Source organism: Pseudomonas soli (assembly GCF_021283165.2).
Classification (GTDB): Bacteria; Pseudomonadota; Gammaproteobacteria; order Pseudomonadales; family Pseudomonadaceae; genus Aquipseudomonas; species Aquipseudomonas soli.
Genome location: NZ_CP128543.1, coordinates 2,043,193 through 2,066,792, shown reverse-complemented (window position 1 = coordinate 2,066,792; position 23,600 = coordinate 2,043,193). Strand labels below are relative to the sequence as shown.

Sequence of the window (23,600 nt, the reverse complement as noted above, 5' to 3'; positions counted from 1 at the left end):
GCGCAGTGTAGCGCGATCGCGGCGGGCTCAGTCGGCCTTCTTGCGGATCCAGTACAGGTAGGTTCCGGCGTCTTCTTCCTGGCCGAGCAGCTCGTGGCCGAGGAAGATGCAGAACTTGGGGATGTCGCGGCGGGTCGACGGGTCGGTGGCGATGACCTTGAGCACGCCGCCGGATACCAGCTCGCGCACATGCTTGTGCAGCATCATCACCGGCTCTGGGCAGTTCAGGCCGGTGGCGTCGAGGATCGCGTCGTGGGTGAAATCGGTCATGAAAGGCTCCGCAAAATGCTCGTCATTGTGGCGTATCGGCCGAGGGGCGCCAAGCCCACCCCCGCAAGAGCCGGGTACGGTGGGAGAGGGCTTGCCCCGCGATCGGCTCAGCGCGGCTTCAGGTCCAGCCGGCGCAGATGGCAAGTGACTTCCTCACGGTCGTGATACAGCTGCTTGCAGGCGATCGACACCTTCACCTTGCGCGCCTTGAACCCAGCCTCGATGCGATCCAGCAGCTTGCGAACCTCGGCATGGCGTTGCTTCATCGGCAGCTTCAGGTTGACCACCGCCTCGCGGCACAAGCCCTCGCCCAGCCAGGTCTCGATCAGCGAAGCGGTGCGCGCCGGCTTCTCGACGATATCGCAGACCATCCAGTCCACCGTCTGCTTCGGCTGCCAGGTAAAGCCGTCGGCCATCAGATGAGTGACCAGGCCGGTATCCATCAGGCTCTCGGCCATCGGCCCGTTGTCGATGGCGGTCACCAGCATGCCGCGCTTGACCAACTGGTAGGTCCAGCCGCCGGGCGAGGCGCCCAGGTCGACACCCGTCATGTCGTCGTTCAGGCGCGCGTCCCATTGCTCGCGCGGGATGAACTGGTGCCAGGCCTCCTCGAGCTTGAGGGTCGAGCGGCTCGGGGCCTCTCGGGGGAACTTCAGGCGTGGGATGCCCATCGGCCACAGCGCCGAGTTGTCGGCTTCGGCCAGGCCGAGGAAGACCCGGCGGCCGCTGATGAAAGTCAGCAGCAGACGCGGACGGCGGGCGTCATCGACCAGGCGGCCGGCCTTCTCCAGGGCCTTGCGCAGCGGCACCTCGAACTTGCGGCAGAAGGTCGACAGCTCCTTGCCCTCGTTGCTGTCGAGCACCTCCAGCCACAGGCTGCCGCACACCGGCAGCGCAGCCAGGTGCTCGAGCAGCACGCTGATACGGTCGGTCTCCGGCAGCTCGACGTACGTGCCGCGGGCCCACTGGCGCGGGAAGATCAGCTGCGAAAAGCGCAGCGCCTGCATCATGCGTTCGGCGCCACCGGGCTCGGTGCAGACGAACTCGGCGCAGGCACTCTGCGGCTTGCCCTTGGCATAGCCGGGCACGCCCAAATGGGCGGCGTGTTCGCTGATTTCGGCGCAGACCTCGCCCTCGAAGCCGGGCCGGCAATGCATGAACAGGGTATTCATTTCTCACTCCACATCACTGGCGCAGACGGCGCCAGGGCGGCGAATGATAAAGGAAGTCGGGAACCAGCGACACGCCCCATCGGTCCAGAAAAGGGTCGGGACCGGCAAACCGGTCTAACCTGACTGTTCAGCCAGGTCCGTGCCGTGCGGACTGGTCCAGAGCGGTGACACCGGCGAGCAACCCGCAGTCGCCGGGCACCGGAGCACAAGGAGTTGTAAATGCCCTCGCTCGATAGCCTGAAAACCCTCAAGACCCTCCAGGTGGCCGACCGCGCCTACCACTATTTCAGCTTGCCCGACGCCGCCCGCCAGCTCGGCGACCTGCAACGCCTGCCCATGTCGCTCAAGGTACTGCTGGAGAACCTGCTGCGCTGGGAAGACGGCAAGACCGTCACCGGCGACGACCTCAAGGCCCTGGCCGCCTGGCTGCAGGAGCGCCGCTCCGACCGCGAGATCCAGTACCGCCCGGCTCGGGTGCTGATGCAAGACTTCACCGGCGTGCCGGCGGTGGTCGACCTGGCCGCCATGCGTGCGGCCATGGCCAAGGCCGGCGGCGACCCGCAGCGGATCAATCCGTTGTCGCCGGTGGACCTGGTGATCGACCACTCGGTGATGGTCGACCGTTATGCCACCCCGGCCGCGTTCGCCCAGAACGTCGACATCGAGATGCAGCGCAACGGTGAGCGCTACGCCTTCCTGCGCTGGGGCCAGAACGCCTTCGACAACTTCCGTGTGGTGCCGCCGGGCACCGGCATCTGCCACCAGGTCAACCTTGAATACCTGGGCCGCACGGTATGGACCCGCGAAGAGGACGGCCACACCTATGCCTTCCCCGACACCCTGGTCGGCACCGATTCGCACACCACCATGATCAATGGCCTGGGCGTGCTCGGCTGGGGCGTGGGCGGAATCGAAGCCGAGGCGGCCATGCTTGGCCAACCGGTATCGATGCTGATCCCCGAAGTCATCGGGTTCAAGCTCACCGGCAAGCTGCGCGAGGGCATCACCGCCACCGACCTGGTGCTGACGGTGACACAGATGCTGCGCAAGAAGGGCGTGGTGGGCAAGTTCGTCGAGTTCTATGGCGACGGCCTGGCCGACCTGCCGCTGGCCGACCGCGCGACCATCGCCAACATGGCCCCCGAGTATGGGGCCACCTGTGGCTTCTTCCCGGTCGACCAGGTGACCCTGGACTATCTGCGCCTGTCCGGCCGCCCCGAGGAAACCGTGCAACTGGTCGAGGCTTACTGCAAGGCCCAGGGTCTGTGGCGCCTGCCCGGCCAGGAGCCGCTGTTCAGCGACACCCTGGCGTTGGACATGAACGAGGTTGAAGCCAGCCTGGCCGGGCCGAAGCGTCCGCAGGACCGCGTTGCCCTGGGCCAGGTACGCCAAGCCTTCGACCACTTCATCGAGTTGCAACCCAAGCCCCTGGCCAAGGAGGTCGGTCGTCTCGAAAGCGAAGGCGGCGGTGGCGTGGCGGTGGGCAATGCCGACCAGGCCGGCGAGATCGACTACACCCACGACAACCAGACCCACACCCTGCGCGACGGCGCGGTGGTGATCGCCGCCATCACCTCCTGCACCAACACCTCCAACCCCAGCGTGATGATGGCCGCCGGGCTGGTGGCGAAGAAAGCCGTGGAGAAAGGCCTGCAACGAAAACCCTGGGTGAAGAGTTCGCTCGCCCCCGGCTCCAAGGTGGTCACCGACTACTACAAGGCCGCAGGCCTGACACCCTACCTCGACCAGCTCGGTTTCGACCTGGTCGGCTATGGCTGCACCACCTGTATCGGCAACTCGGGCCCCCTGGACGAGGCCATCGAGCAAGCCATCGGCAGCGCCGACCTCACCGTCGCCTCGGTGCTGTCGGGCAACCGCAACTTCGAAGGCCGGGTACACCCGCTGGTCAAGACCAACTGGCTGGCTTCGCCGCCGCTGGTGGTGGCCTACGCCCTGGCCGGCAGCGTGCGCGTCGACCTCAGCCAGGACCCGCTCGGCACCGGCAAGGACGGCAAGCCCGTGTACCTGCGCGACATCTGGCCAAGCCAGCAGGAAATCGCCGAGGCGGTCAGCAATGTCGACACCCGCATGTTCCACAAGGAATACGCCGAGGTGTTCGCCGGCGATGCCCAATGGCAGGCGATCGAGGTGCCACAGGCCGCGACCTATGTCTGGCAGGACGACTCCACCTATATCCAGCACCCGCCCTTCTTCGACGACATCGGCGGCCCACTGCCGGAGATCGCTGATGTGCGCAACGCACGCATCCTCGCCTTGCTCGGTGATTCGGTGACCACCGACCACATTTCACCGGCCGGCAACATCAAGGCCGACAGCCCGGCCGGGCGCTACCTGCGCGACAAGGGCGTGGAACCTCGTGACTTCAACTCCTACGGTTCGCGTCGCGGCAACCATGAAGTAATGATGCGCGGTACCTTCGCCAACATCCGCATCCGCAACGAAATGCTCGGCGGCGAGGAAGGTGGCAACACCCTGTACGTGCCCAGCGGTGAAAAGCTGTCGATCTACGATGCCGCCATGCGTTACCAGAAGGATGGCACGCCGCTGGTGGTGATCGCCGGGCAGGAATACGGCACCGGTTCCAGCCGTGACTGGGCGGCCAAGGGCACCAACCTGCTGGGGGTCAAGGCGGTGCTGGCGGAAAGTTTCGAACGCATCCACCGCTCCAACCTGGTGGGCATGGGCGTGCTGCCGCTGCAGTTCAAGGCGGGGGACGATCGCAAGCGCCTGGGGCTGACCGGCAGCGAGCGCATCGATGTGCTTGGGCTGACCGATGCGCAGATCCGCCCGGGCATGAGCCTGCCGCTGCGCATTACCCGCGAGGATGGGCGCCAGGAACAGATCGAGGTGCTGTGCCGGATCGATACGCTCAATGAGGTGGAATACTTCAAATCGGGGGGGATCCTGCATTATGTGCTGCGGCAATTGATCGCAGGGTAGGAACTCACTGCTCGCGCCCGCGCCTTTGGTGCGGGCTGTCGTGGGAGCGGGGTTGCCCCGCTCCCATGCCTGCGCCTTCATATCGTTGTTCCTGCAAAGCATGGTGTCCTGAAGCCGCTTGGCTGAGTCCTACCCTCCATGGACCCACCGGCACAAGGAAACCCAATGCCCCGTCTCCACTGGATCGCCCTGCTCCTGCTCGGCCTCGGCTACACCCTCGCACTGACCCACGGCAGTATCGGCCTGATCGCCCTGCCCGCCTTGCTCGCCCTGTTCTGCAGCGGCCTGCTGGCGCGCCGCCAGGTCCGCTGGCAACAGACCCTCGGCCACCTGCTCTTCGTCGTTCTCGCCATCGCCTTGGCGCTGCACTGGCTGCCCGGCTTCCATGGCGCCCGCGTCATCGACAAGGCCGTCCTCAGCGAAGGCGCGGTGCCCTTCTCCATGTACCTGAACCTCGACAAGCCGCTGATCGGCCTATGGCTGCTGCTGGCCTGCCCCTGGCTGGTAATGCTGCGCGCTCGCGGCCTGGCCATGAGCCTGGCGCTGATCCTGCCCCTTACCCTGTTCGCCTGCCTGGGTGGCGCCTGGACCCTGGGCCTGGTGGCCTGGGCACCGAAGTGGCCTGACCAGGCCTGGCTGTGGCTGGCCAACAACCTGCTGCTGGTGAGCCTGACCGAGGAACTGCTGTTCCGTGGCTATATCCAGGGCGGCCTGCAACGTCTGTTCAAGCATGAGGGGTTGGCCCTGCTGCTCGCCGCACTGTTGTTCGGCCTCGCGCACCTGGCTGGCGGCTGGCAGTGGTTCTATCTGGCCACCCTGGCCGGGGTGGGATATGGTCTGGCCTATCGCCATGGAGGGTTGGCTGCGGCAGTCGCGTGCCATGCCTGCGTCAACCTGGCGCACTTCGCCCTGTTCAGCTACCCGATGCTGGCCCCGAGCTGAACAATCGGTCATGATCAGACTTATTCGTCATAATTTATAAAGAAAACTGCAATATTGAAGGCAATGGCTGCGATCAGGATGGTTGCGATAGCTCAACCACACCGATGGCTCCTTGCCGTAGATCAAGGCAGTCAAATATTCATTCAATAAAACCAGAGGCTTGCCGATACCCGTCGAAAGCCTTGCGGATTGAACAGCCAATGCGTAACAACCAGCCGATTACCCAGAGAGAACGGACTTTCCCTGCCCAGCAGCGGTTGATCTCCACCACCAACGCCAAAGGCGTGATCACTTACTGCAACGATGCCTTCATCGAGATCAGCGGGTTTTCCCGCGAAGAACTGATGGGCGCACCGCATAATCTGGTGCGCCACCCCGACGTCCCGGCCGCCGTGTTCGCCCATATGTGGCAGACCCTCAAGCAGGGCCTGCCGTGGATGGGCATCGTCAAGAACCGCTGCAAGTCGGGCGACCACTATTGGGTCAATGCCTACGTCACGCCAATCTTCGACAGCAACCAGGTGGTCGGCTACGAGTCGGTGCGGGTCAAGCCCACGGCCGAGCAGATCCGCCGCGCCGAGGCGCTGTACCAGCGCATCAACCAGGGCAAGTCGGCCATCCCGAAACGGGACAAATGGCTGCCGGTGCTGCAGGACTGGCTGCCGTTCATCCTGGTCAGCCAGATCGGTTTCCTGATCGGCAACTGGCTTGGCCACTCCTGGGGCTTTGCCCTGGCCGCCGGCTTGTCGGTGCCGCTCGGCCTGCTTGGGTTGAGCTGGCAGCAACGGGGCCTCAAGCGCTTGCTGCGCCTGGCCGAGCAGACCACTTCCGACCCCCTGATCGCGCAGATGTATACCGACAGCCGCGGCGTCCAGGCACGCCTGGAAATGGCCATGCTCAGCCAGGACGCACGCATGAAGACCTGCCTGACCCGGCTGCAGGACAGCGCCGAGCAGCTCAGCGACCAGGCCCGCCAGTCCGACACCCTCGCCCACCAGAGCTCCACGGGCCTGGAGCGTCAGCGCGTGGAGACCGAGCAGGTGGCTGCCGCCGTCAACCAGATGGCAGCCACCACCCAGGAAGTGGCCAACCATGTCCAGCGCACCGCAGACGCGACGCAGGAGGCCAATCGCCTGACTAGCCAGGGCCGCAATATCGCCGGCGAAACCCGTGATGCCATCGAGCGGCTGTCGGCTGCCGTGGGCGAAACCGGGCTGACCGTCACTCAACTGGCCAAGGACAGCGACGAGATTGGCGGCGTGGTCGATGTGATCAAGGGCATCGCCGACCAGACCAACCTGCTGGCGCTCAACGCCGCCATCGAAGCGGCGCGTGCCGGTGAGATGGGCCGCGGCTTCGCCGTGGTGGCCGATGAGGTCCGCCAGCTGGCCCAGCGCACCGCTGAATCCACCGGGCAGATCCACACACTGATCGCCAAGCTGCAACAGACTGCCAACAACGCGGTGCAGACCATGGAGACCGGCCATCGCCAGGCCCAGGAAGGTGTCGAGCGGGTCATGCAGGCCGACGAGGCATTGGTGGGCATCAGTGAGGCCGTGGCCAACATCACCGACATGGCGACCCAGATCGCCGCGGCCACCGAAGAGCAGAGCGCGGTGGCCGAGGAGATCAGCCGCAACATCAGCACCATCGCCGACCTCGCCGACCAGACCGCCGGCCAGGCCCAGCGCTCGGCGCTGCTCAGCGAAGAGCTGACCAGCACGGCGGGTACCCAGTACTCGCTGGTGGAGCGCTTCAACCGCTGATGGCAAAAGGCGCCGCTTAAGCGGCGCATCGCCGGCAAGCCGGCTCCCACACTGACCGCGAAGCCCTCAGGCCAAGCGCCATCTCTGTGGTAGCCGACTTGCCGGCGATGTTTTTACCAGTCGAGCTTCAGCCGGCTCTCGAAGTAACGCACCTCACCCGTCAACGGATCCTCGAAACGCAGGCTTTGGGCCAGCAGCTTGAGTGGTCGTGCGTAATCATCCTGCTCGTTGACCAGTTGCGGATAGAACGGATCGTTGCAGATCCCCGCGCCCAGCGCCGCCATATGAACGCGTAACTGGTGGGTCTTGCCGGTGACCGGTGACAGGCCATAGCGCCACAGATCGCCATTTTTCTCCAGCACACAGGCATGGGTTTCGCTGTTGTCGACTCCTTCCACCTCATGCATGCGGAAGAACGGCTCGCCATGCACCAGACGGCTGCGATGCACCAACGGGTAATCATGCTGCGGCATGGCCGCGGCAATGGCCTGGTAATGCTTGTCGATACGCCGCTCGGGGAACAGACGCTGATAGGCGCCACGGCTCTGCGGATTGGCAGAGAACAGCACCAGCCCGGCAGTGTGCCGGTCGATGCGATGCAGCGGCACCAGGTGCGGGTTGTCCAGGCGCCGGATCAGCCGACGCAGCAGGGTCTGCTCGACGTACTCGCCGGTAGGCGTCACAGGCAGGAAATGCGGCTTGTCTGCCACCACCAGGTGCTCATCCACATGCAGGATTTCTTCCTGCACCGGGATCACCTTTTCATTGGGTACTTCACGAAAATAGTGGAGGCGCATCCCCCTACGATAGCGGGTGTCCGCTGCAATGGGCTGGCCCTCGGCATTCAATACCCGCCCTCGGGCGAAGCGATCGAGCCACTGCTCACGCGCGATGCCCTTGAAATGATCGCACAGGCAGTCGAGCACGTTGGCCCAGGGCCCCGGAGGCAGGCATACGGTACTGGCTTGCTGGCGGGCGGGGTCAAAAGGCGTGGTCATCATCAGGCTCGGTCAAGCAGGGGCAGGCATTATCCCCTACCCGGCGTACCTCAACCAGCCTCGCACGCCGGCTCGCAACGCGCCTTTAGCCAGCGCAGCACCTGAACCGCGTCCCAGCGCCCCGGATCGTAGAGGGCGTAGCTCATTCCCTGGTAGCCCACCACATCCAGCGGGCGGTGAAAACCGGCGCGCTGGAACAGCGCCTCGATCTCGGCGAAACAGGTATTGAAATGGACCTTGCCGAACGGTGTGCGCTCGTCGGTGACGATGCCATCGAGGCGCAGTTCCAGCACCGCCTCGCACACACGCTCGGGGGCCATGTGGTTGATGCTGTACTTGAGTTGCTCGACATTGAGCATGGCTTCACCTTGGATACTGTATTTATATACAGCATACGTAGCCAGCCACCGCGCCGTCAATGCGCCGCCGCTCAACCAAGGAAGGCCACCACCTGCTCGGCATCGAACGGCCAGCCCAGCTCGGCGCCGGTGTCACAGCGGCGCAGTACCGGGATGACCAGGCCGTAGCGTTCGAACAGCACCTCGTCCTCGGCGATATCGACCAGCTCGACCAACAAGCCGTGCTCGACGAATGGCATCAGCATGGCTTCGGCCACTTCGCACAGATGGCACCCGAGGGTGCCGAACAATTGGGTTTCAGGCAGCATGCGTCTATCCGCAAAATCGCAGGAAGGGATGCTCATTCTAGGTCCGCCTGCGCCTGCGTGCACCTGACGTGCCTCAATCCTGGCTGGTGGCGCCGATTCGATGCACAGACAAGTCGGCGCCCTGGAACTCCTGCTCATGGCTCAGACGCAGGCCATGCAACGCCTTGATCAACCCGTACACGGCGAAGCCACCGGCCAGGGCGACCAGTACCCCCGCCAGACTGCCCAACAGCTGGCTGACCAGGCTGACACCACCCAGCCCACCCAGGGCCACCTGCCCGAACAAGCCGCAGGCGATGCCACCCCAAACGCCACACAGCCCGTGCAGCGGCCATACCCCCAGCACGTCGTCGATCTTCCAGCGATTCTGCGCGGCAGTGAAGCACCAGACGAACAACCCGCCGGCCACAAGGCCGGTCACCAGCGCCCCCAGAGGATGCATCAGGTCGGAACCTGCGCACACCGCCACCAGGCCGGCCAACGGGCCGTTGTGCAGGAACCCCGGGTCGTTGCGCCCGGCCAGCAAGGCCGACAGGGTGCCACCGACCATGGCCATCAGCGAGTTGATCGCCACCAACCCGCTCACCCCTTGCAGGGTCTGGGCGCTCATGACGTTGAAGCCGAACCAGCCGATGATCAGGATCCACGACCCCAGCGCCAGGAACGGTATGCTGGAGGGCGCGAACGCCACCAGCCGGCCGTCTCGGTAACGGCCGCGGCGCGCGCCCAGCAGCAGCACCGCGGCCAGCGCCAGCCAGCCCCCCATGGCGTGCACCACCACGGAGCCGGCGAAGTCGTGGAAGGGTGCCCCGAAGCGCATATGCAGCCAGGCCTGCAGGCCGAAGTTGCCGTTCCAAACGATGCCTTCGAAAAACGGATAAATGAACGCCACGATCAACGCCGTCGCGCACAGTTGTGGCGCAAAGCGCGCCCGCTCGGCGATACCACCGGAAATGATGGCCGGGATGGCCGCGGCGAAGGTCAGCAGGAAAAAGCATTTGACCAGGGCGTAGCCATGGTCATCGGCGAGAGCCGCGGCAGGCTGCAGAAAGCTCACCCCATAGGCAATCCAGTAGCCGATGAAAAAGTACACCAGCGCGGATATCGCGAAATCGCTGAGGATCTTCGACAGTGCGTTTACCTGATTCTTGTGCCGCACCGTGCCGACCTCGAGAAAGGCGAACCCCGCGTGCATTGCCAGGACCAGGATCGCGCCCATGAGGATGAACAAGGTGTTGGAGCCGTGGACCAGTGAGTCCATCGCGCTATGGGTATTTTCCATGTAGGGCAGACCTGCAAAAAGCACCAGGACAGTTCAAGAACCGGCATCCATGCACCGCATCGGTGCCAGGCCCCTGCCCTGTTTCGGTGAGTTGGCAGCTGCCTGCGTGGTTTTTTCTTGGGTTTGTCGTGGATTGGGTTAAGGTTTAACGGTGTCCGACTCATGGGCGCATGATTTCGGCGCAGCCTAAGGCAGACACGCACCGCTTTTTAGCAAGCGCTGTACCAACACATCCCGCTGAACCTTCCGCGTCATCGATCACTCGAAATAGCCACACACATCCACAGGGAGAGGCCCACTCATGGCCAGCAAATCGGCAAAGACTGCACAAGACATACTGATGGCTGACTTCCAGGCCCTGGTCCGCGACACCGAAAAACTGCTGGCCGACACGGCCAACCTGGCCGGCGACCAGGCCGATGAACTGCGCGAGCAGATCCACGATCGCCTGGTCCAGGCTCGCGAAACCCTGCAACTGACCCAGGACTCGGTGCGCGCCCGTGGCCAGGCGGCCCTGGGCAGCGCCGAGCAGTACGTGCAGGAGAACCCGTGGCAGGCTATCGGCATCGCCGCCGGCGTCGGCCTGCTGATCGGTCTGCTGGCCAAGCGCTGAGGAACCTTCATGGACAACGAAGCCATCGGCACGGGCGCCTCCGGCAGGCGCCTGGGCGCGGCCGTGCTGGGCTTGCTGCACAGCCATATCGAGCTGTTCGGAATCGAGTTGCAGGAGCAGAAGGCCCGTACCTTGAGTCTGCTGTTGTTCGCCGGCCTGGCGCTGGTGTTCGCCCTGCTGCTGCTTACCGCCCTGTCGGGCCTGGTGCTGGTGCTGCTGTGGGACAGCTATCGCCTGGCAGGCATCATCGGCCTGTGTGCCTTCTACGGGATCGCCGCGCTGTACTGCGGCCTGCGCTTGAAAGCTGCGGTGTTCGACGAGTCCTCGCCCTTCAACGCCACCCTCGAGGAGTTGGCCAAGGATCGGGAGCGCCTGCTGCCATGAGCCTGCCAGAACTCCCCAACACTCGTAACCCGCGAGAACTGCGCAAGGCGCTGTTGCGCCTGCGCATGGAAATGCATCGCCAGCAAATCCGTCAAGAATCCGGGCAGTTGCTTGAACCAGTGCGACGCCTGCGTGGCATGGGTGGCTCGTTCGGTGACGGCCTGGGAGTCAAGCATGGCTCGCTGTGGGGCATTGGCGCCGTGGTTGCCTTGGGCTTTCTGACCGGCAAGGGCGTGCGCAGCGGCAACCTGACGCGTCTGGTACGCCTGGGTGCCAGCCTGGCACCCTTGATTCGCCTGATGCTCAGCCGCCGCCGCTGAAGCCCGAGCGCGCCCAGCCCTTGCGCGGGCGCGCCGGACACAGGAAGCTATCCCGACTCTACGATGGGAGACCACGCCTTGGACTGGCAAACCCTGCTGACCCGCGAACGACTGGGCAAGGCCCTCTACAGCCCCGAGGAGCTCGGACGCAGTCCTTTCCACAAGGATCACGACCGCATCATCTTCTCCGGCGCCTTTCGCCGCCTGGGGCGCAAGACCCAGGTGCACCCGGTGTCCAGCAATGACCACATCCACACCCGCCTCACCCATTCCCTGGAAGTCAGTTGCGTCGGCCGCTCGCTCGGCATGCGTGTCGGCGAAACCCTGCGGGGCCAACTGCCAGACTGGTGCGAGCCCAGCGACCTGGGGATGATCGTGCAGTCGGCGTGCCTGGCCCACGACATCGGCAACCCGCCATTCGGTCATTCGGGGGAGGATGCCATTCGTCACTGGTTCCAGCAGGCCGCGGGGCGGGGCTGGCTGGACGACATGAGCGACGAGCAGCGCGGCGACTTTCTCAATTTCGAAGGCAACGCCCAGGGGTTTCGCGTCCTCACACAGCTCGAATACCACCAATTCGACGGCGGCATGCGCCTGACCTATGCGACCCTGGGCGCCTACCTCAAGTACCCTTGGACTGCGCGCCACGCCGACGCACTGGGCTACAAGAAACACAAGTTCGGCTGCTACCAGAGCGAACTGGGGCTGCTCGAGCAGATCGCCGGCAAGCTCGGTCTGCCTCAGCTCGAACACCAACGCTGGGCGCGCCATCCCTTGGTGTACCTGATGGAGGCCGCGGACGACATCTGCTATGCCTTGATCGACCTCGAGGACGGGCTGGAAATGGAGCTGCTGCAGTACGCCGAGGTCGAAGCGCTGCTGCTGGACCTGGTGGGTGACGACCTGCCGGAAACCTATCGCCTGCTGGGCCCGGGCGAGTCACGTCGGCGCAAACTGGCGATCCTGCGCGGCAAGGCCATCGAGCACCTGACCAATGCCGCCGCCCAGGCTTTCGTCGAACAACAGAAAGCTCTGCTTGCCGGGCGACTGGCCGGTGACCTGGTAGAACACATGCACGGCCCCGCGCAACGCTGCGTGCTCCAGGCCAAGGACATGGCACGCAAGAAGATCTTCCAGGACAAGCGCAAGACGCTGCACGAGATCGGCGCCTACACGACCTTGGAGATCCTGCTCAACACGTTCTGTGGCGCGGCTCTGGAGCAGCACGGTGGGCGCACGCCGTCGTTCAAGAGCCGGCGGGTGCTGGACCTGATCGGCAACAATGCCCCCGACCCTCAAGGTTCGCTGCATGACGCGTTCCTGCGCATGATCGACTTCATCGCCGGCATGACCGATAGCTACGCCAGTGAAATGGCCCAGGAAATGACCGGACGCTCCAGCCCGAAGTAACCTAGACGAGGCGGCAGACGAATGTTTGCCGCCCCACGTTTAATTTGTATGAAATTTCCTAAACCATTTTTTTATAAATAAACTTACCCACCCCACCCCGGGCGAAAGTTATCAACTCCTGATAAAAGCCCGCCAATATCTACAACTGTCGTAGCAAAGTTTCACGGGCGCTGTAAGTTAATTCCTATATCCCGCATTTGGCACTTACCTCCCTGCCCGCCGCCATGCAACTGAGCTAATGTGCCGGCTGCCTTCACCTGCAGCTGGAATGTTGAATATGCACTCAGTCTTTATTGTTGATGACCATCCCGTTATACGCTTGGCGATACGGATGTTGCTGGAGAACCAGGGATACCGGGTGGTCGGTGAATCGGACAATGGCGTTGACGCCATGCAGCTTATCCGTGAGACCCCACCAGACCTGGTCATACTGGACATCAGCATCCCCAAGCTCGATGGCTTGGAAATGCTGTCGCGCCTGCAGGCCATGGCCATTCCGTTGAAGGTTCTGGTGCTGACGGCGCAATCCCCGGCACTGTTCGCGGTGCGCTGCATGCATTCCGGCGCGGCCGGGTATGTGTGCAAACAGGAAGATCTCAGCGAGTTGCTCAGCGCCATCAAGGCCGTGCTGTCCGGCTACAACTACTTTCCCAGCCAGGCACTCAATCCACCGCCAACAGGCAGCAACCAGGAACTGGAACTGTTCCGCCAGGTCAACGACCGGGAGTTGATGGTCCTGCAACTTTTTGCCCAGGGCCGCAGCAACAAGGAAATTGCCAAGGGCATGTTCCTCAGCAACAAGACCGTCAGCACCTACAAAAAACGCCTCATGCACAAATTGCGCGCCAGCACATTGGTAGAGTTGATCGATGTCGCCAAGCGCAACGCACTGGTTTGAAATGATGACGTGGAGGTACATCGCTATCTTGTTGCTCTGCCTGGGCACACCGCTGCAGGGTGGCGGCGTGACCGTCGACCTGGGCCGCACCTACACCTTGCTCAGCCGCTCGGCGCCGACGTCGGTCCGGCCGCCCTTGACAGCGGCCCAGCGCGACTGGCTCGCACAGCGCAAGGAGCTGGTGCTGGGCACCTCGGCGCCTGATTATCCACCCTTTGATATCGCCACGGGTGGACGCGAATACCAAGGGCTGACCGCCGACTACGCCGGCTTGATCGGCAGCGCCCTTGGCCTGCCTGTACGCGTGCAGCGTTTCCCCAGCCGCCCGGCGGCCGTGGCGGCGCTAAAGAGCGGCCATATCGATCTGCTGGGCAGCGCCAACGGTTACGAAGCCGTTACCCAGGGCTTGGCGCTGTCGCGCCCCTATGCCATTGACCAACCCGTGCTGGTGACCCGCGAGGACGAGAGCCGTGCGCTAGACACCGGCCTGGCGGGCATGCGTCTGAGCATGCTGTATCACTACCTGCCGCCAGGGGAAATCCACGCCAATTACCCCAAGGCCGAGCTCCTGACCTTCGAGTCATCCACCCAGGCCCTGAACGCCGTGGCCTTCGAACAGGCCGACGTGTTCATTGGCGACACCATCTCGACTCACTACCTGATCAGCCAGGGCCACCTGCCGCATGTGCGCATGGCCAACTTCGGCAAGCACGAAGCCGTAGGCTTCAGCTTTGCCATGCGCGAGGGCGAGCCTGTCCTCAAGGCCCTGGTGGATGCCGCGCTTGACGCGCAGTCCAGCATTACCCGCAACGATATCTTCAAACGCTGGAGCGCCAGCAGCGGCAGTTTGCTGACCGACCGCAAGCTGCAGTTGTCGACACGCGAAGAGCTGTGGCTGAGCCAACACCCGATCATGCGCGTGGTGGTCAACGACACCGCGGCGCCATTGACGTTCTTCGACAGCAATGATCGCCTGCGCGGGATAGTCGCCGACCTGCTCGAGCTCATTCGCCTGCGCACCGGGCTTCGCTTCGAGATCCGCCGCGCCAGTGGCGACGGCGACATGATCGACCAGCTCGAATCCGGGCGTGCCGATATCATTGCCAGCTTGTCCACCGAGGCACGCCGGGGCAACCCTTTGCAGGTCAGCCGCCCCTATCTGGAGAGCGCCTATGTGCTGGTGACCCCTAGCGGCGCCGACCAACCCAACAGCCTCAAGCAGCTCAAAGGCAAGCGGGTCGCCGTTCCCCGCGACAGCACCGTGGCCGCCCTGCTTGCCGCTCGCCACCCGCGGATCCGCCAGGTTGCCACCGAAAGCACCTATTATTCCATGGTGCTGCTGGGCAGCGGCGCGGTGGACGCGGCAATCGCCACCCTGATCGACGCCAACCACATGCTCGCCACCAGCAACAACCTGGTCATCCGCAGCACGGTCGGCACGGAACCCGCTGCCTTTTCCATGGCCACCGCCCCCGACGCCAGCGAGCTGGGCTCGATCCTCGACAAGGCGTTGCTGAGCATCTCGCCGGAGGAACTGGGGGTGATCAACAGCCGCTGGCGCGACCACGGCCTGCGTGACGACGCCTACTGGCGCAGCTACCTCCGGGTGATCCTGCAGGTGGGCGGGGTGATCGCCGTACTCCTGGTCCTGGCGCTGATATGGAATGCCCGGCTGCGCCGTCAAATCAAGCAGCGTCAACGGGCCGAACGGGCGTTGAACGACCAGCTGGAATTCATGGGCGCCCTGCTCAACGGCACCCCCCACCCCATGTATGTGCGTGATCGCGAGGGCCGCCTGCAAAGCTGTAACGACAGTTATCTGCAAGCGGTCGGCGCCAGCCGCGAACAGGTGCTGGGCAAACGCCTGGAAGACGCCCCCTATGGCGATTGTGACTATACCCAGCAGGTGCAGGACGACTACCAGCGGGTAATGGCACAGGGAACCCCGTTGATTCTCGATCGCCCGTTGCACCTGAAAGACCGCGACCTGACGATCTATCACTGGATCCTGCCCTACCGCGACTCGCTGGGCGAAATGCAAGGAATCATCGGCGGTTGGATCGACATCAGCGAGCGCCGTAACCTGGTCCAGGACCTGCGCCTGGCCAAGCAGCAGGCCGATGACGCCAACCGGGCCAAGAGCACGTTCCTGGCCACCATCAGCCATGAGATCCGTACGCCGATGAATGCCCTCATCGGCATGCTGGAGCTGGCCCTCAAGCGCGCCGAGCAGGGTAAGCTGGATCGCCCCGCGCTAGAAGTCGCGCACCATTCGGCCAACGATCTGCTGGGTTTGATCGGCGACATCCTGGATATTGCCCGGATCGAATCCGGGCAGATGTCCCTGGCGCCCGAACCCGTCGACCTCGCGGCACTGGTCGAATCGGTCGGGCGGGTGTTCGACGGCCTGGCCAGACACAAGGGGCTGGTGCTGGATGTGGTGATTGCCCGCGAGGCCCGTTGCCATGCGCTGCTCGACCCGCTGCGCTTCAAGCAGGTCCTGTCGAACCTGGTCAGCAATGCGATCAAGTTCACCGAGCAGGGGCAGGTACGCATCACCGTCAAGCTGCGCACCGACGGCGAACCGACGTTGCCGGTGCTTGACCTGGAGGTCCGCGACAGCGGTATCGGGATTCACGAGCAGGACCTGCAGCGCCTGTTCTCCCCGTTCGTGCAGGCCAACCCCTACAGCGACGGCGCCCGGGCCGGCACCGGGCTGGGGCTGGTGATCAGCCGCGACCTGTGCGCGATGATGGGGGGCGAACTGACCCTGCAAAGCCTGCAAGGTGTCGGCACCCGCGTGCGCCTGGTGATGCCACTGCAGTGTGTCGAGCCGGTCGCGGACCTGCCGCGCCCCATGGCGCAAATCCTGCCACCGGACGAGCAACTGAACATTCTGGTAATCGACGACCACCCGGCAAACCTGCTGCTGATGGCCCAGCAGTTGAACTACCTGGGCCTGAAGCAGGAAAGCGCCGAAGAGGGCGGCGAAGGGCTGCGCAAATGGCGTGAAGGCTGTTTCGATGTGCTGATCGTGGACTGCAACATGCCACAGATGAATGGCTACGAACTGGCCCGGACCGTACGCACGGAGGAGCGCCTGCATGACCGACCGCGCTGCACCATTCTCGGTTATACCGCCAACGCCCAGCCCGAGGTACGCCAGCAGTGCCTCGACGCCGGCATGGATGATTGCCTGCTCAAACCCATCGGCCTGCAGGTGCTGGGGCAACGCCTGAGGGCCATCACGCCGCTTGCCCGGCAGTGCGTCTACCGCCATGGACCGGCCACAGGCTTTGACCTCAAAGGCCTTTCGACCATCGTCGGCGACAACCTCGCCGACCGCGACCGCATCCTGGAAACCCTGCTGCTGAGCCTGCGTCAGGACCTGAAGATCCTGATGACCATAGATCCTCAGCACAACGGCAACGAGCTGGCCCTGCAGGCACACAAGATCCTCAGCGCGGGACGGATGCTGAATGCGCGGGCGCTGATCGAGGCTTGCCAAGCGCTGGAGGTAACGGACGTACCCCTGGCCGAACTGCGAAGGCGTCGTCAGGTGTTGGCGCGGCATATGCGCCGCGTGGAGAACGCCCTGGCCAGGCAGCTACAGCACCTGGCCAAGGTGGGATGAGTGCGGTACAGGACGTACCGCCGACATCAATCAGGAAGCCGGGTTGATCGGCTTTTCCGGATACCAGGCATCCAGCAGCGGGCTGACTTCAATATTGGTCAGCTCGCTACGGCCCTTGAGCCAGGCTTCGACAGCGGCGCGCTGCTCTTCGCTGACCGAGCCACGCTTGACGGAGCAGACCAGGCCGAAGTCATCACCGCCAACATAGTCCAGGCCGTTGGCATCCATGGCATCAGCCAGGAAAGCATCGAGGAAGGCATCGATGGCTTCATCGGACAGGTCTTCCTTGAAGCCCAGGTTCAGTTCGAAACCCAGCTCCTGGAATTCATCCACGCACAGTTTCTTGCGCAGGCGACGGGAACGGTTGGTAGCCATGAAACAATCCTCTCAATTAATTACGCGCGGCACTTTAACAGTTTCCGGCGCACAACGGCGCTTTTCCGTCGAACGAGGCCCATACAGAGCACGCTTGGGGCATAATGCGCACTATATTCGTCCTGGGGCCATCATTTCATACAGCCCCATTGTCTTTTCCCCTCGCCTGCAGGGTTTGTCCATTTATGATCAAGACGCTCCGCCCACTGTTGTTCGCCGGCCTGTTGCTGCCCTTGTCGCTGTCAGTCCAGGCCGCCACCGTAAACACCAACCTGTCACCGAAGGTGCAACAGGCGCTCAAAACCAACAAGCTGCAGGACTCGGCCCTGTCGCTGGTCATGCTGCCGCTGGACGGACCAGGCGCGGCAACCGTTTTCAACGCCGACGTTTCGGTCAACCCGGCCTCGACCATGAAGCTGGTCACCACCTATGCCGCGCTAGAGCTGCTGGGCCCCACCTTTCAATGGAAAACCGAGTTCTACACCGACGGCACACTGAGCAACGGCGTGCTCAATGGCAACCTGTATCTCAAGGGCGGTGGCGACCCCAAGCTGAACATGGAAAAGCTCTGGTTGCTGATGCGCGACCTGCGCGCCAACGGTGTGCGTACCGTGACCGGCGACCTGATCCTGGATCGCAGCCACTTCGTGCAACCCAACCTGCCGCAGTTCAACGATGACGGCGGCGACGACAACAAACCGTTTCTGGTCAAGCCGGACTCGCTGCTGGTCAACCTGAAGGCTCTGCGTTTCGTGGCCCGTAACGACGGTGGCAAGGTCAACGTGTCGGTCGAACCACCGATCGCCAGCATCCGTATCGACAACCAGGTCAAGGCCGTGGCGGGCAAGCAGTGCAATGGTGAAGTGCGCTACAACCCGGTGGTGCAGCCCGATGGTGTCAGCGTCACGGTCAGTGGCCAGCTCGCCGATGGCTGCAACTCGCAGACCTACCTGGCGCTGCTGGATCACCCGACCTATGCCGCCGGTGCGGTGCGGGCCATCTGGAACGAGCTGGGCGGCAACATCCAGGGCCGCGACCGCATCGAGAACGTGCCCAAGAGCGCACGCCTGCTGGCTCGGGCCTTCTCGCCAGACCTCGTGGAAGTGATCCGCGACATCAACAAATACAGCAACAACACCATGGCCCAGCAGTTGTTCCTCAGCCTTGGCGCGCAGTTCCGCACCGACGCTGACGGCGACGACGCCCGCGCCGCTCAACGTGTGGTGCGTCAGTGGATGGCCAAGAAAGGCATCACCGCGCCGCACCTGGTGATGGAGAACGGCTCGGGCCTGTCCCGTGCCGAGCGGGTCAGCACCCGCGAGATGGCCGCGCTGCTGCAGGCGGCCTGGAAGAGCCCGTACGCGGCCGAGTTCATCAGTTCGATGCCGCTGGTGGGCATGGACGGCACCATGCGCAAGCGGCTCAAGCGCACCGCCATGACGGGCGAAGGGCATATCAAGACCGGGACCCTGAATACCGTGCGGGCAATTGCCGGGTTCAGCCGTGACAGTAACGGGCACACCTGGGCGGTGGCGGCCATTCTCAATGATCCCAAGCCTTGGGGGGCTTCGCAGGTGCTGGATCAGGTGTTGCTGGATCTTTATCGGCAGCCGAAGGTGGGGAATGGGACTGTTGGGGTGATGCCTTGATTTGAATGGGGTGGGCTTTCAGGCTTTCAGGGTGTGGGTTTTGAGGGCTGTAAACACATGCATTGGCGAGGGCGACGCACAGTCACCTTTTCGCCTTTACGGCGACCTTCTTTTGCGCGGGCAAAAGAAGGCAAAAACCGCTGGCTCCATTCATCCGGCCCCTACGCTTCGCTTCGGGGTCCCCTCACTCCGGGCTCGCTCCGGGAGGACGCGCCGACGGGCCATCCATGGCCTGATCGGCGCTTGACGGGCATCCATGCCCGTCACCTCCCTGCGCAAACCCTGCGTTCGGCCTCCTGAAGTCGCAATTGGCGGCGCCTGAACTATTGCGCGCTTAGAAGCAGAGCAAGAGCAAGACGAAAAAGCACAAATGCTTGTCTGGCAGCTGATCATTGACTGGCTGTCGCATCGGTGCGCCGATGCGACTTGCCGTGATCTCGTAGGCGGGGCTCAGCGTGCGGGGGCGAGCTTGCCCTTGTCGTCGGAGAAGACGATCTCCACTCGACGATTCTGCGCCCTGCCCCGCTCCGAGGCATTGGCTTCCACCGGGTACTGGTCACCATAGCCCTCGACCTGGATGCGCTTTTCATCCACGCCCAGGTCAACCAGCATGTCGGCGACCGACTGGGCACGATCACGGGACAGCTTCAGGTTCTCTTCCGCCGCGCCGGTGCTGTCGGTATAGCCCTCGATCCGCACCACTCGACGCGGATTGAGCTGAAGGAACTGCACCAGCTTGAGCACAGTGCGGCTGGCCGAGTTCTTGAGGTCGGCCTGGCCGGTGTCGAACAGCACGTCACCCAGGGTCATCACCAGGCCGCGGTCAGTCTGCTCGGACGCCAGCGCGACAATCTGCGCCTCGACGAACTTGCCTTGCTGCTGCACGCTCGCCAGCTTGGCCTCGCGCAGGGCCAGCTGCAGGCGCTGGCGCTCCAGGTCGAGCTTGGTCAGTCGCTCCTGATTCAGCGCCAGCTTGGCATGCTCACTGGCGATCTCGCTGTAACGTTGGCTGAGGTAGGCGTAATGGCGTACATCGCTGCCGGTGCCGACATAACCGGCCAGGCGCTCCGCGCGCCCCAGCGACTCGCCGGCCCGGATCACATCACGGGGCGCGCTGCGCAGCACGTCGGAATTGTCCTTGACCTTCTGGAACGCGGCGCTCGCGTCGTCCAGCGCCGACTCGCTGCGCTGGCTGGCGCAGCCCTGCAACCCCACCAGGGCCAGCAAGGCCAACGCGGCCATGGGCTTGAAGCGGCTCATGGCTGCACCTCCAGCTGCTTGCGCAGACGCTTGATACGCGATTGCAACACCTGCAACTGCTCCTCGCTTTTCTGGTTCAGCACCCGCGCCTCAGCCAGGCGGGCATCGAGCTCGGCCTGCTCGGCGCGCATGCGTGCGTCGCGATAGCTTTCACCGAGCATGTTGCTCTTGGCGCGGGCCAGTTTGTCTTCGGCCAACTTGAACTCCGGCACCTGCTCGGTGGCACCGACCGCCCTGGCCTGCTCGAGCGCCTGCTCAGACAAGCGCAGCTGTTCATTGGGTGCCGGATCATTGGCACAGCCGGCCAGGCCAAGCACGGCCAGGGCGAGCATCAAGGGTTGGATTCTCACACACGCTTCCTACTGTTTGGGGGCACCCTGCGACGCCTGCATCTGCGCCTTCCAACGCTCGACATTGCGCTGCAGCACAGCCTCGCTCGCCCCGGAGATCGGCAATTCTGTCAGTTTTTTCGCCAGTTGTCCGCGCAACCAGCTGTCGTTGCAGGCCGAGTTGTGCGACACCGTCAGGTACAACCCCGGCCGGTCCACCGGCAAGCCCCGGGCGATGAGGTCGTTACCCACGCCCAGGCTCTGGGCCATGGCCATGCCCGAGTAACGCCCGGCCAGCACATAGTCGACCTGGCCAAGCACCAGTTTCTGGAAAGCCTGCGTCAAGTTCTGCGCCGGTTCCAGCTTTAGCTGGGCCTTGGCGAACGCCTCGAAGGCCGGGGTCAGGCGGGCCTTCTCCGACAGGGCGCCCTGGTAGCGGGCGAGGTCGGCCGGGCCGTCAAATACCAGGGGCGCGTCATGACGGGTCCAGACCAGGTATTCATTGAGCTGCAAGGCCGGATGGATATAGTCCAGGCTGGTCAGCTGGATTACCTGCATCGGCGTGTCAAGCAACAGGTCCATGCGCCCGCTGCGCACTTCCTCCAGCGCGTGTTCGCGCTTGCCGGCGTGCAGCACCTCGACCTTCACCCCAAGCTCGGCGGCGACTTGGCGAAGCAGGTCGACGTTGGCGCCGATCAGGTGCTTGGGGTCCTGCGGATCCTGCCAGGAATACGGTGGCGCATCCGGGCTGCCGGTGGCCACCAGGCGCTCGCATTTACCCACCGCCAAGGCCTGAGTCGACAGCAACGCCAGCACACAGGCCAGCCCTCCCTTGCTCCAGCGAAACGCCATGCACCCTCTCCCGCCCCTGAAAAAAATCATGAAAAAACCCGGACCGCCAGGGGCGGTCCGGGTTCTTTATAAGTGAAGCAGTCGGATCAGACCAGCTTTTCCAGCTCTGGAACCGCTTCGAACAGGTCGGCGACCAGGCCGTAGTCGGCCACCTGGAAGATCGGTGCCTCTTCGTCCTTGTTGATCGCGACGATCACCTTGGAGTCCTTCATGCCGGCCAGGTGCTGGATCGCGCCGGAGATACCGACGGCGATGTACAGCTGTGGCGCAACGATCTTGCCGGTCTGGCCGACCTGCATGTCGTTCGGCACGAAGCCGGCGTCGACCGCGGCGCGCGAGGCGCCCACAGCGGCACCGAGCTTGTCGGCCAGGGCGTACAGGTGCTTGAAGTTGTCACCATTGCCCATGCCACGGCCGCCGGAGACGACGATCTTGGCAGCGGTCAGCTCTGGGCGGTCGGACTTGGCCAGCTCTTCGCCGACGAAGGCCGACTTGCCAGCGTCGTGGGCGGCGGCGACGGCTTCGACGGCAGCCGAACCACCTTCGGCGGCCACGGCGTCAAAGCCGGTGGTACGCACGGTGATGACCTTCACGGCAGCGCTCGACTGCACGGTGGCAATGGCGTTACCCGCGTAGATCGGGCGCTTGAAGGTATCGGCCGATTCCACCGAGATGATCTCGGAGATCTGGTCGACGTCCAGCAGCGCGGCGACGCGTGGCAGGATGTTCTTGCCGTTGGTGGTGGCCGGGGCCAACACATGGCTGTAACCCTTGGCCAGCTCGACTACCAGCGGCGCGACGTTTTCCGGCAGGGCATGGGCGTAGGCGGCGTTATCCGCGACCAGCACCTTGGCGACGCCTGCGATCTTGGCGGCGGACTCGGCGACGCCACCGACGTTCTGGCCTGCGACCAGTACGTGGATATCACCACCGATCTTGGCGGCGGCAGCGACAGTGTTCAGGGTGGCCGGAGCTACGGCACCGTTTTCGTGTTCAGCGACAACCAGGATAGTCATTTAGATTACCTTCGCTTCGTTCTTCAGCTTCTCGACCAGTTCGGCCACCGACTTGACCTTGATACCCGCGCTGCGGGCGGCAGGTGCTTCGACCTTGAGGGTCTTGTTGGTGGAGGCGAGGGAAACGCCCAGCGCGTCTGGAGTAACGGTCTCCAGCGGCTTCTTCTTGGCCTTCATGATGTTCGGCAGCGACGCGTAGCGCGGCTCGTTCAGACGCAGGTCGGTGGTGACGATGGCGGGCAGGTTCAGCGCAACGGTCTGCAGGCCGCCGTCGATTTCACGGGTGACATTGACCTTGTCGCCTGCAACCTCGACCTTGGAGGCGAAGGTGCCCTGGGCAAAGCCGGTCAGCGCCGCCAGCATCTGGCCGGTCTGATTGTTGTCGCTGTCGATCGCCTGCTTGCCGAGGATGACCAGCTGTGGCTGCTCTTTGTCGACAACGGCTTTCAAGGCCTTGGCCACAGCCAGGGAGTTAAGTTCGTCGGCAGTTTCGACCAGGATGGCGCGGTCAGCACCCAGGGCCAGGGCGGTACGCAGTTGCTCCTGGGCTGTGGCCGGGCCAACGGAAACGACGACGATCTCGCTCGCAACGCCCTTTTCTTTCAGGCGTACGGCTTCTTCCACAGCGATTTCGCAGAAGGGGTTCATGGACATCTTGACGTTTGCAAGGTCGACGCCGGAGTTGTCCGCCTTGACGCGAACCTTGACGTTGTAGTCGACCACTCGTTTGACAGCTACAAGAACCTTCATGGATTCCTCGTTACTCTCCGGTGAAAAGAATGTCGCCTGGGGGCTGCCCGGC

Annotated in this window: 22 protein-coding genes; 10 read left to right on the top strand and 12 right to left on the bottom strand. The window is 63.8% G+C overall.

Features of this window, described 5'->3' with window-relative positions:
- Positions 1-27 precede the first annotated feature (27 nt).
- Together tusA and rlmM are read right to left on the bottom strand one after the other, a co-directional pair.
- Complete coding sequence (gene tusA, locus LU688_RS09630; protein WP_023632607.1) at positions 28-270, bottom strand: sulfurtransferase TusA; 243 nt, start codon at positions 268-270, stop codon at positions 28-30.
- A gap of 107 nt (positions 271-377) precedes the next feature.
- Positions 378-1,442, bottom strand: coding sequence for a 23S rRNA (cytidine(2498)-2'-O)-methyltransferase RlmM (gene rlmM / locus LU688_RS09625; RefSeq protein ID WP_038705734.1), 1,065 nt, complete (start codon positions 1,440-1,442; stop codon positions 378-380).
- Positions 1,443-1,661: 219 nt separating this feature from the next.
- On the opposite strand from rlmM, the gene acnA reads away from it, so the two are divergent.
- The 3 genes from acnA (at position 1,662) to LU688_RS09610 (ending at position 7,111) form a co-directional block, all read left to right on the top strand.
- On the top strand, positions 1,662-4,403 hold the full coding sequence (acnA, locus tag LU688_RS09620; RefSeq protein ID WP_104444215.1) for an aconitate hydratase AcnA: 2,742 nt from the start codon (positions 1,662-1,664) through the stop codon (positions 4,401-4,403).
- Between the two features lie 165 nt (positions 4,404-4,568).
- Positions 4,569-5,345 carry a CPBP family glutamic-type intramembrane protease gene (locus LU688_RS09615; protein ID WP_023630970.1) on the top strand — a complete coding sequence of 259 codons (777 nt, stop codon included), beginning with the start codon at positions 4,569-4,571 and terminating at the stop codon, positions 5,343-5,345.
- 200 nt (positions 5,346-5,545) lie between these two features.
- The gene (locus tag LU688_RS09610) at positions 5,546-7,111 is read left to right on the top strand and encodes a methyl-accepting chemotaxis protein (protein ID WP_023630969.1); all 1,566 of its coding nucleotides are present in this window, start codon (positions 5,546-5,548) and stop codon (positions 7,109-7,111) included.
- Between the two features lie 113 nt (positions 7,112-7,224).
- Here LU688_RS09610 and LU688_RS09605 read toward each other — a convergent pair whose 3' ends face one another.
- From LU688_RS09605 to LU688_RS09590, 4 genes are all read right to left on the bottom strand, one after another.
- On the bottom strand, positions 7,225-8,109 hold the full coding sequence (locus tag LU688_RS09605; protein WP_094010566.1) for a pseudouridine synthase: 885 nt from the start codon (positions 8,107-8,109) through the stop codon (positions 7,225-7,227).
- Between the two features lie 50 nt (positions 8,110-8,159).
- Positions 8,160-8,468, bottom strand: a complete 309-nt coding sequence (locus tag LU688_RS09600) for a hypothetical protein (RefSeq protein WP_023630967.1) — start codon at positions 8,466-8,468, stop codon at positions 8,160-8,162.
- A gap of 71 nt (positions 8,469-8,539) precedes the next feature.
- Positions 8,540-8,776, bottom strand: coding sequence for a glutaredoxin family protein (locus tag LU688_RS09595; RefSeq protein WP_023630966.1), 237 nt, complete (start codon positions 8,774-8,776; stop codon positions 8,540-8,542).
- Between the two features lie 73 nt (positions 8,777-8,849).
- Positions 8,850-10,058, bottom strand: a complete 1,209-nt coding sequence (locus LU688_RS09590) for an ammonium transporter (protein WP_104444216.1) — start codon at positions 10,056-10,058, stop codon at positions 8,850-8,852.
- 301 nt (positions 10,059-10,359) lie between these two features.
- Here LU688_RS09590 and LU688_RS09585 point away from each other — a divergent pair, with 301 nt between their 5' ends.
- The 6 genes from LU688_RS09585 to LU688_RS09560 all read left to right on the top strand — a co-directional run bounded on the left by LU688_RS09585 (position 10,360) and on the right by LU688_RS09560 (position 17,317).
- The gene (locus tag LU688_RS09585) at positions 10,360-10,671 is read left to right on the top strand and encodes an ElaB/YgaM/YqjD family protein (RefSeq protein WP_023631678.1); all 312 of its coding nucleotides are present in this window, start codon (positions 10,360-10,362) and stop codon (positions 10,669-10,671) included.
- Positions 10,672-10,680: 9 nt separating this feature from the next.
- The gene (locus LU688_RS09580; protein WP_023631677.1) at positions 10,681-11,055 is read left to right on the top strand and encodes a phage holin family protein; all 375 of its coding nucleotides are present in this window, start codon (positions 10,681-10,683) and stop codon (positions 11,053-11,055) included.
- Complete coding sequence (locus tag LU688_RS09575) at positions 11,052-11,375, top strand: hypothetical protein (RefSeq protein WP_038705731.1); 324 nt, start codon at positions 11,052-11,054, stop codon at positions 11,373-11,375. The genes LU688_RS09580 and LU688_RS09575 overlap by 4 nt, the downstream gene beginning before the upstream one ends.
- Before the next feature lie 78 nt (positions 11,376-11,453).
- Positions 11,454-12,785: a deoxyguanosinetriphosphate triphosphohydrolase gene (locus LU688_RS09570; RefSeq protein ID WP_031315750.1), complete on the top strand. Its 1,332-nt coding sequence runs from the start codon at positions 11,454-11,456 to the stop codon at positions 12,783-12,785.
- Between the two features lie 277 nt (positions 12,786-13,062).
- Entirely contained in the window at positions 13,063-13,683 is a 621-nt protein-coding gene (locus LU688_RS09565) for a response regulator transcription factor (RefSeq protein ID WP_031315749.1), read from the top strand.
- A gap of 1 nt (position 13,684) precedes the next feature.
- Positions 13,685-17,317: a transporter substrate-binding domain-containing protein gene (locus tag LU688_RS09560; protein ID WP_094010568.1), complete on the top strand. Its 3,633-nt coding sequence runs from the start codon at positions 13,685-13,687 to the stop codon at positions 17,315-17,317.
- 30 nt (positions 17,318-17,347) lie between these two features.
- Here the strand turns inward: LU688_RS09560 and LU688_RS09555 are convergent, their stop codons facing one another.
- Positions 17,348-17,692 carry a YggL family protein gene (locus LU688_RS09555; RefSeq protein ID WP_094010569.1) on the bottom strand — a complete coding sequence of 115 codons (345 nt, stop codon included), beginning with the start codon at positions 17,690-17,692 and terminating at the stop codon, positions 17,348-17,350.
- A 185-nt stretch (positions 17,693-17,877) separates the two neighbouring features.
- Between LU688_RS09555 and dacB the strand changes: the two genes are divergently transcribed.
- On the top strand, positions 17,878-19,341 hold the full coding sequence (dacB, locus tag LU688_RS09550) for a D-alanyl-D-alanine carboxypeptidase/D-alanyl-D-alanine endopeptidase (protein WP_094010570.1): 1,464 nt from the start codon (positions 17,878-17,880) through the stop codon (positions 19,339-19,341).
- Between the two features lie 450 nt (positions 19,342-19,791).
- Here the strand turns inward: dacB and LU688_RS09545 are convergent, their stop codons facing one another.
- The 5 genes from LU688_RS09545 to LU688_RS09525 form a co-directional block, all read right to left on the bottom strand.
- Complete coding sequence (locus LU688_RS09545) at positions 19,792-20,601, bottom strand: OmpA family protein (RefSeq protein ID WP_046856439.1); 810 nt, start codon at positions 20,599-20,601, stop codon at positions 19,792-19,794.
- Entirely contained in the window at positions 20,598-20,951 is a 354-nt protein-coding gene (locus tag LU688_RS09540) for a DUF4398 domain-containing protein (protein WP_023631441.1), read from the bottom strand. The genes LU688_RS09545 and LU688_RS09540 overlap by 4 nt, the downstream gene beginning before the upstream one ends.
- Positions 20,952-20,960: 9 nt before the next feature.
- Entirely contained in the window at positions 20,961-21,782 is an 822-nt protein-coding gene (locus LU688_RS09535) for a substrate-binding periplasmic protein (RefSeq protein ID WP_094010572.1), read from the bottom strand.
- Positions 21,783-21,868: 86 nt separating this feature from the next.
- Positions 21,869-22,798, bottom strand: coding sequence for an electron transfer flavoprotein subunit alpha/FixB family protein (locus tag LU688_RS09530; RefSeq protein WP_038705728.1), 930 nt, complete (start codon positions 22,796-22,798; stop codon positions 21,869-21,871).
- Entirely contained in the window at positions 22,799-23,548 is a 750-nt protein-coding gene (locus LU688_RS09525; RefSeq protein WP_094010573.1) for an electron transfer flavoprotein subunit beta/FixA family protein, read from the bottom strand.
- Positions 23,549-23,600: the final 52 nt, after the last annotated feature.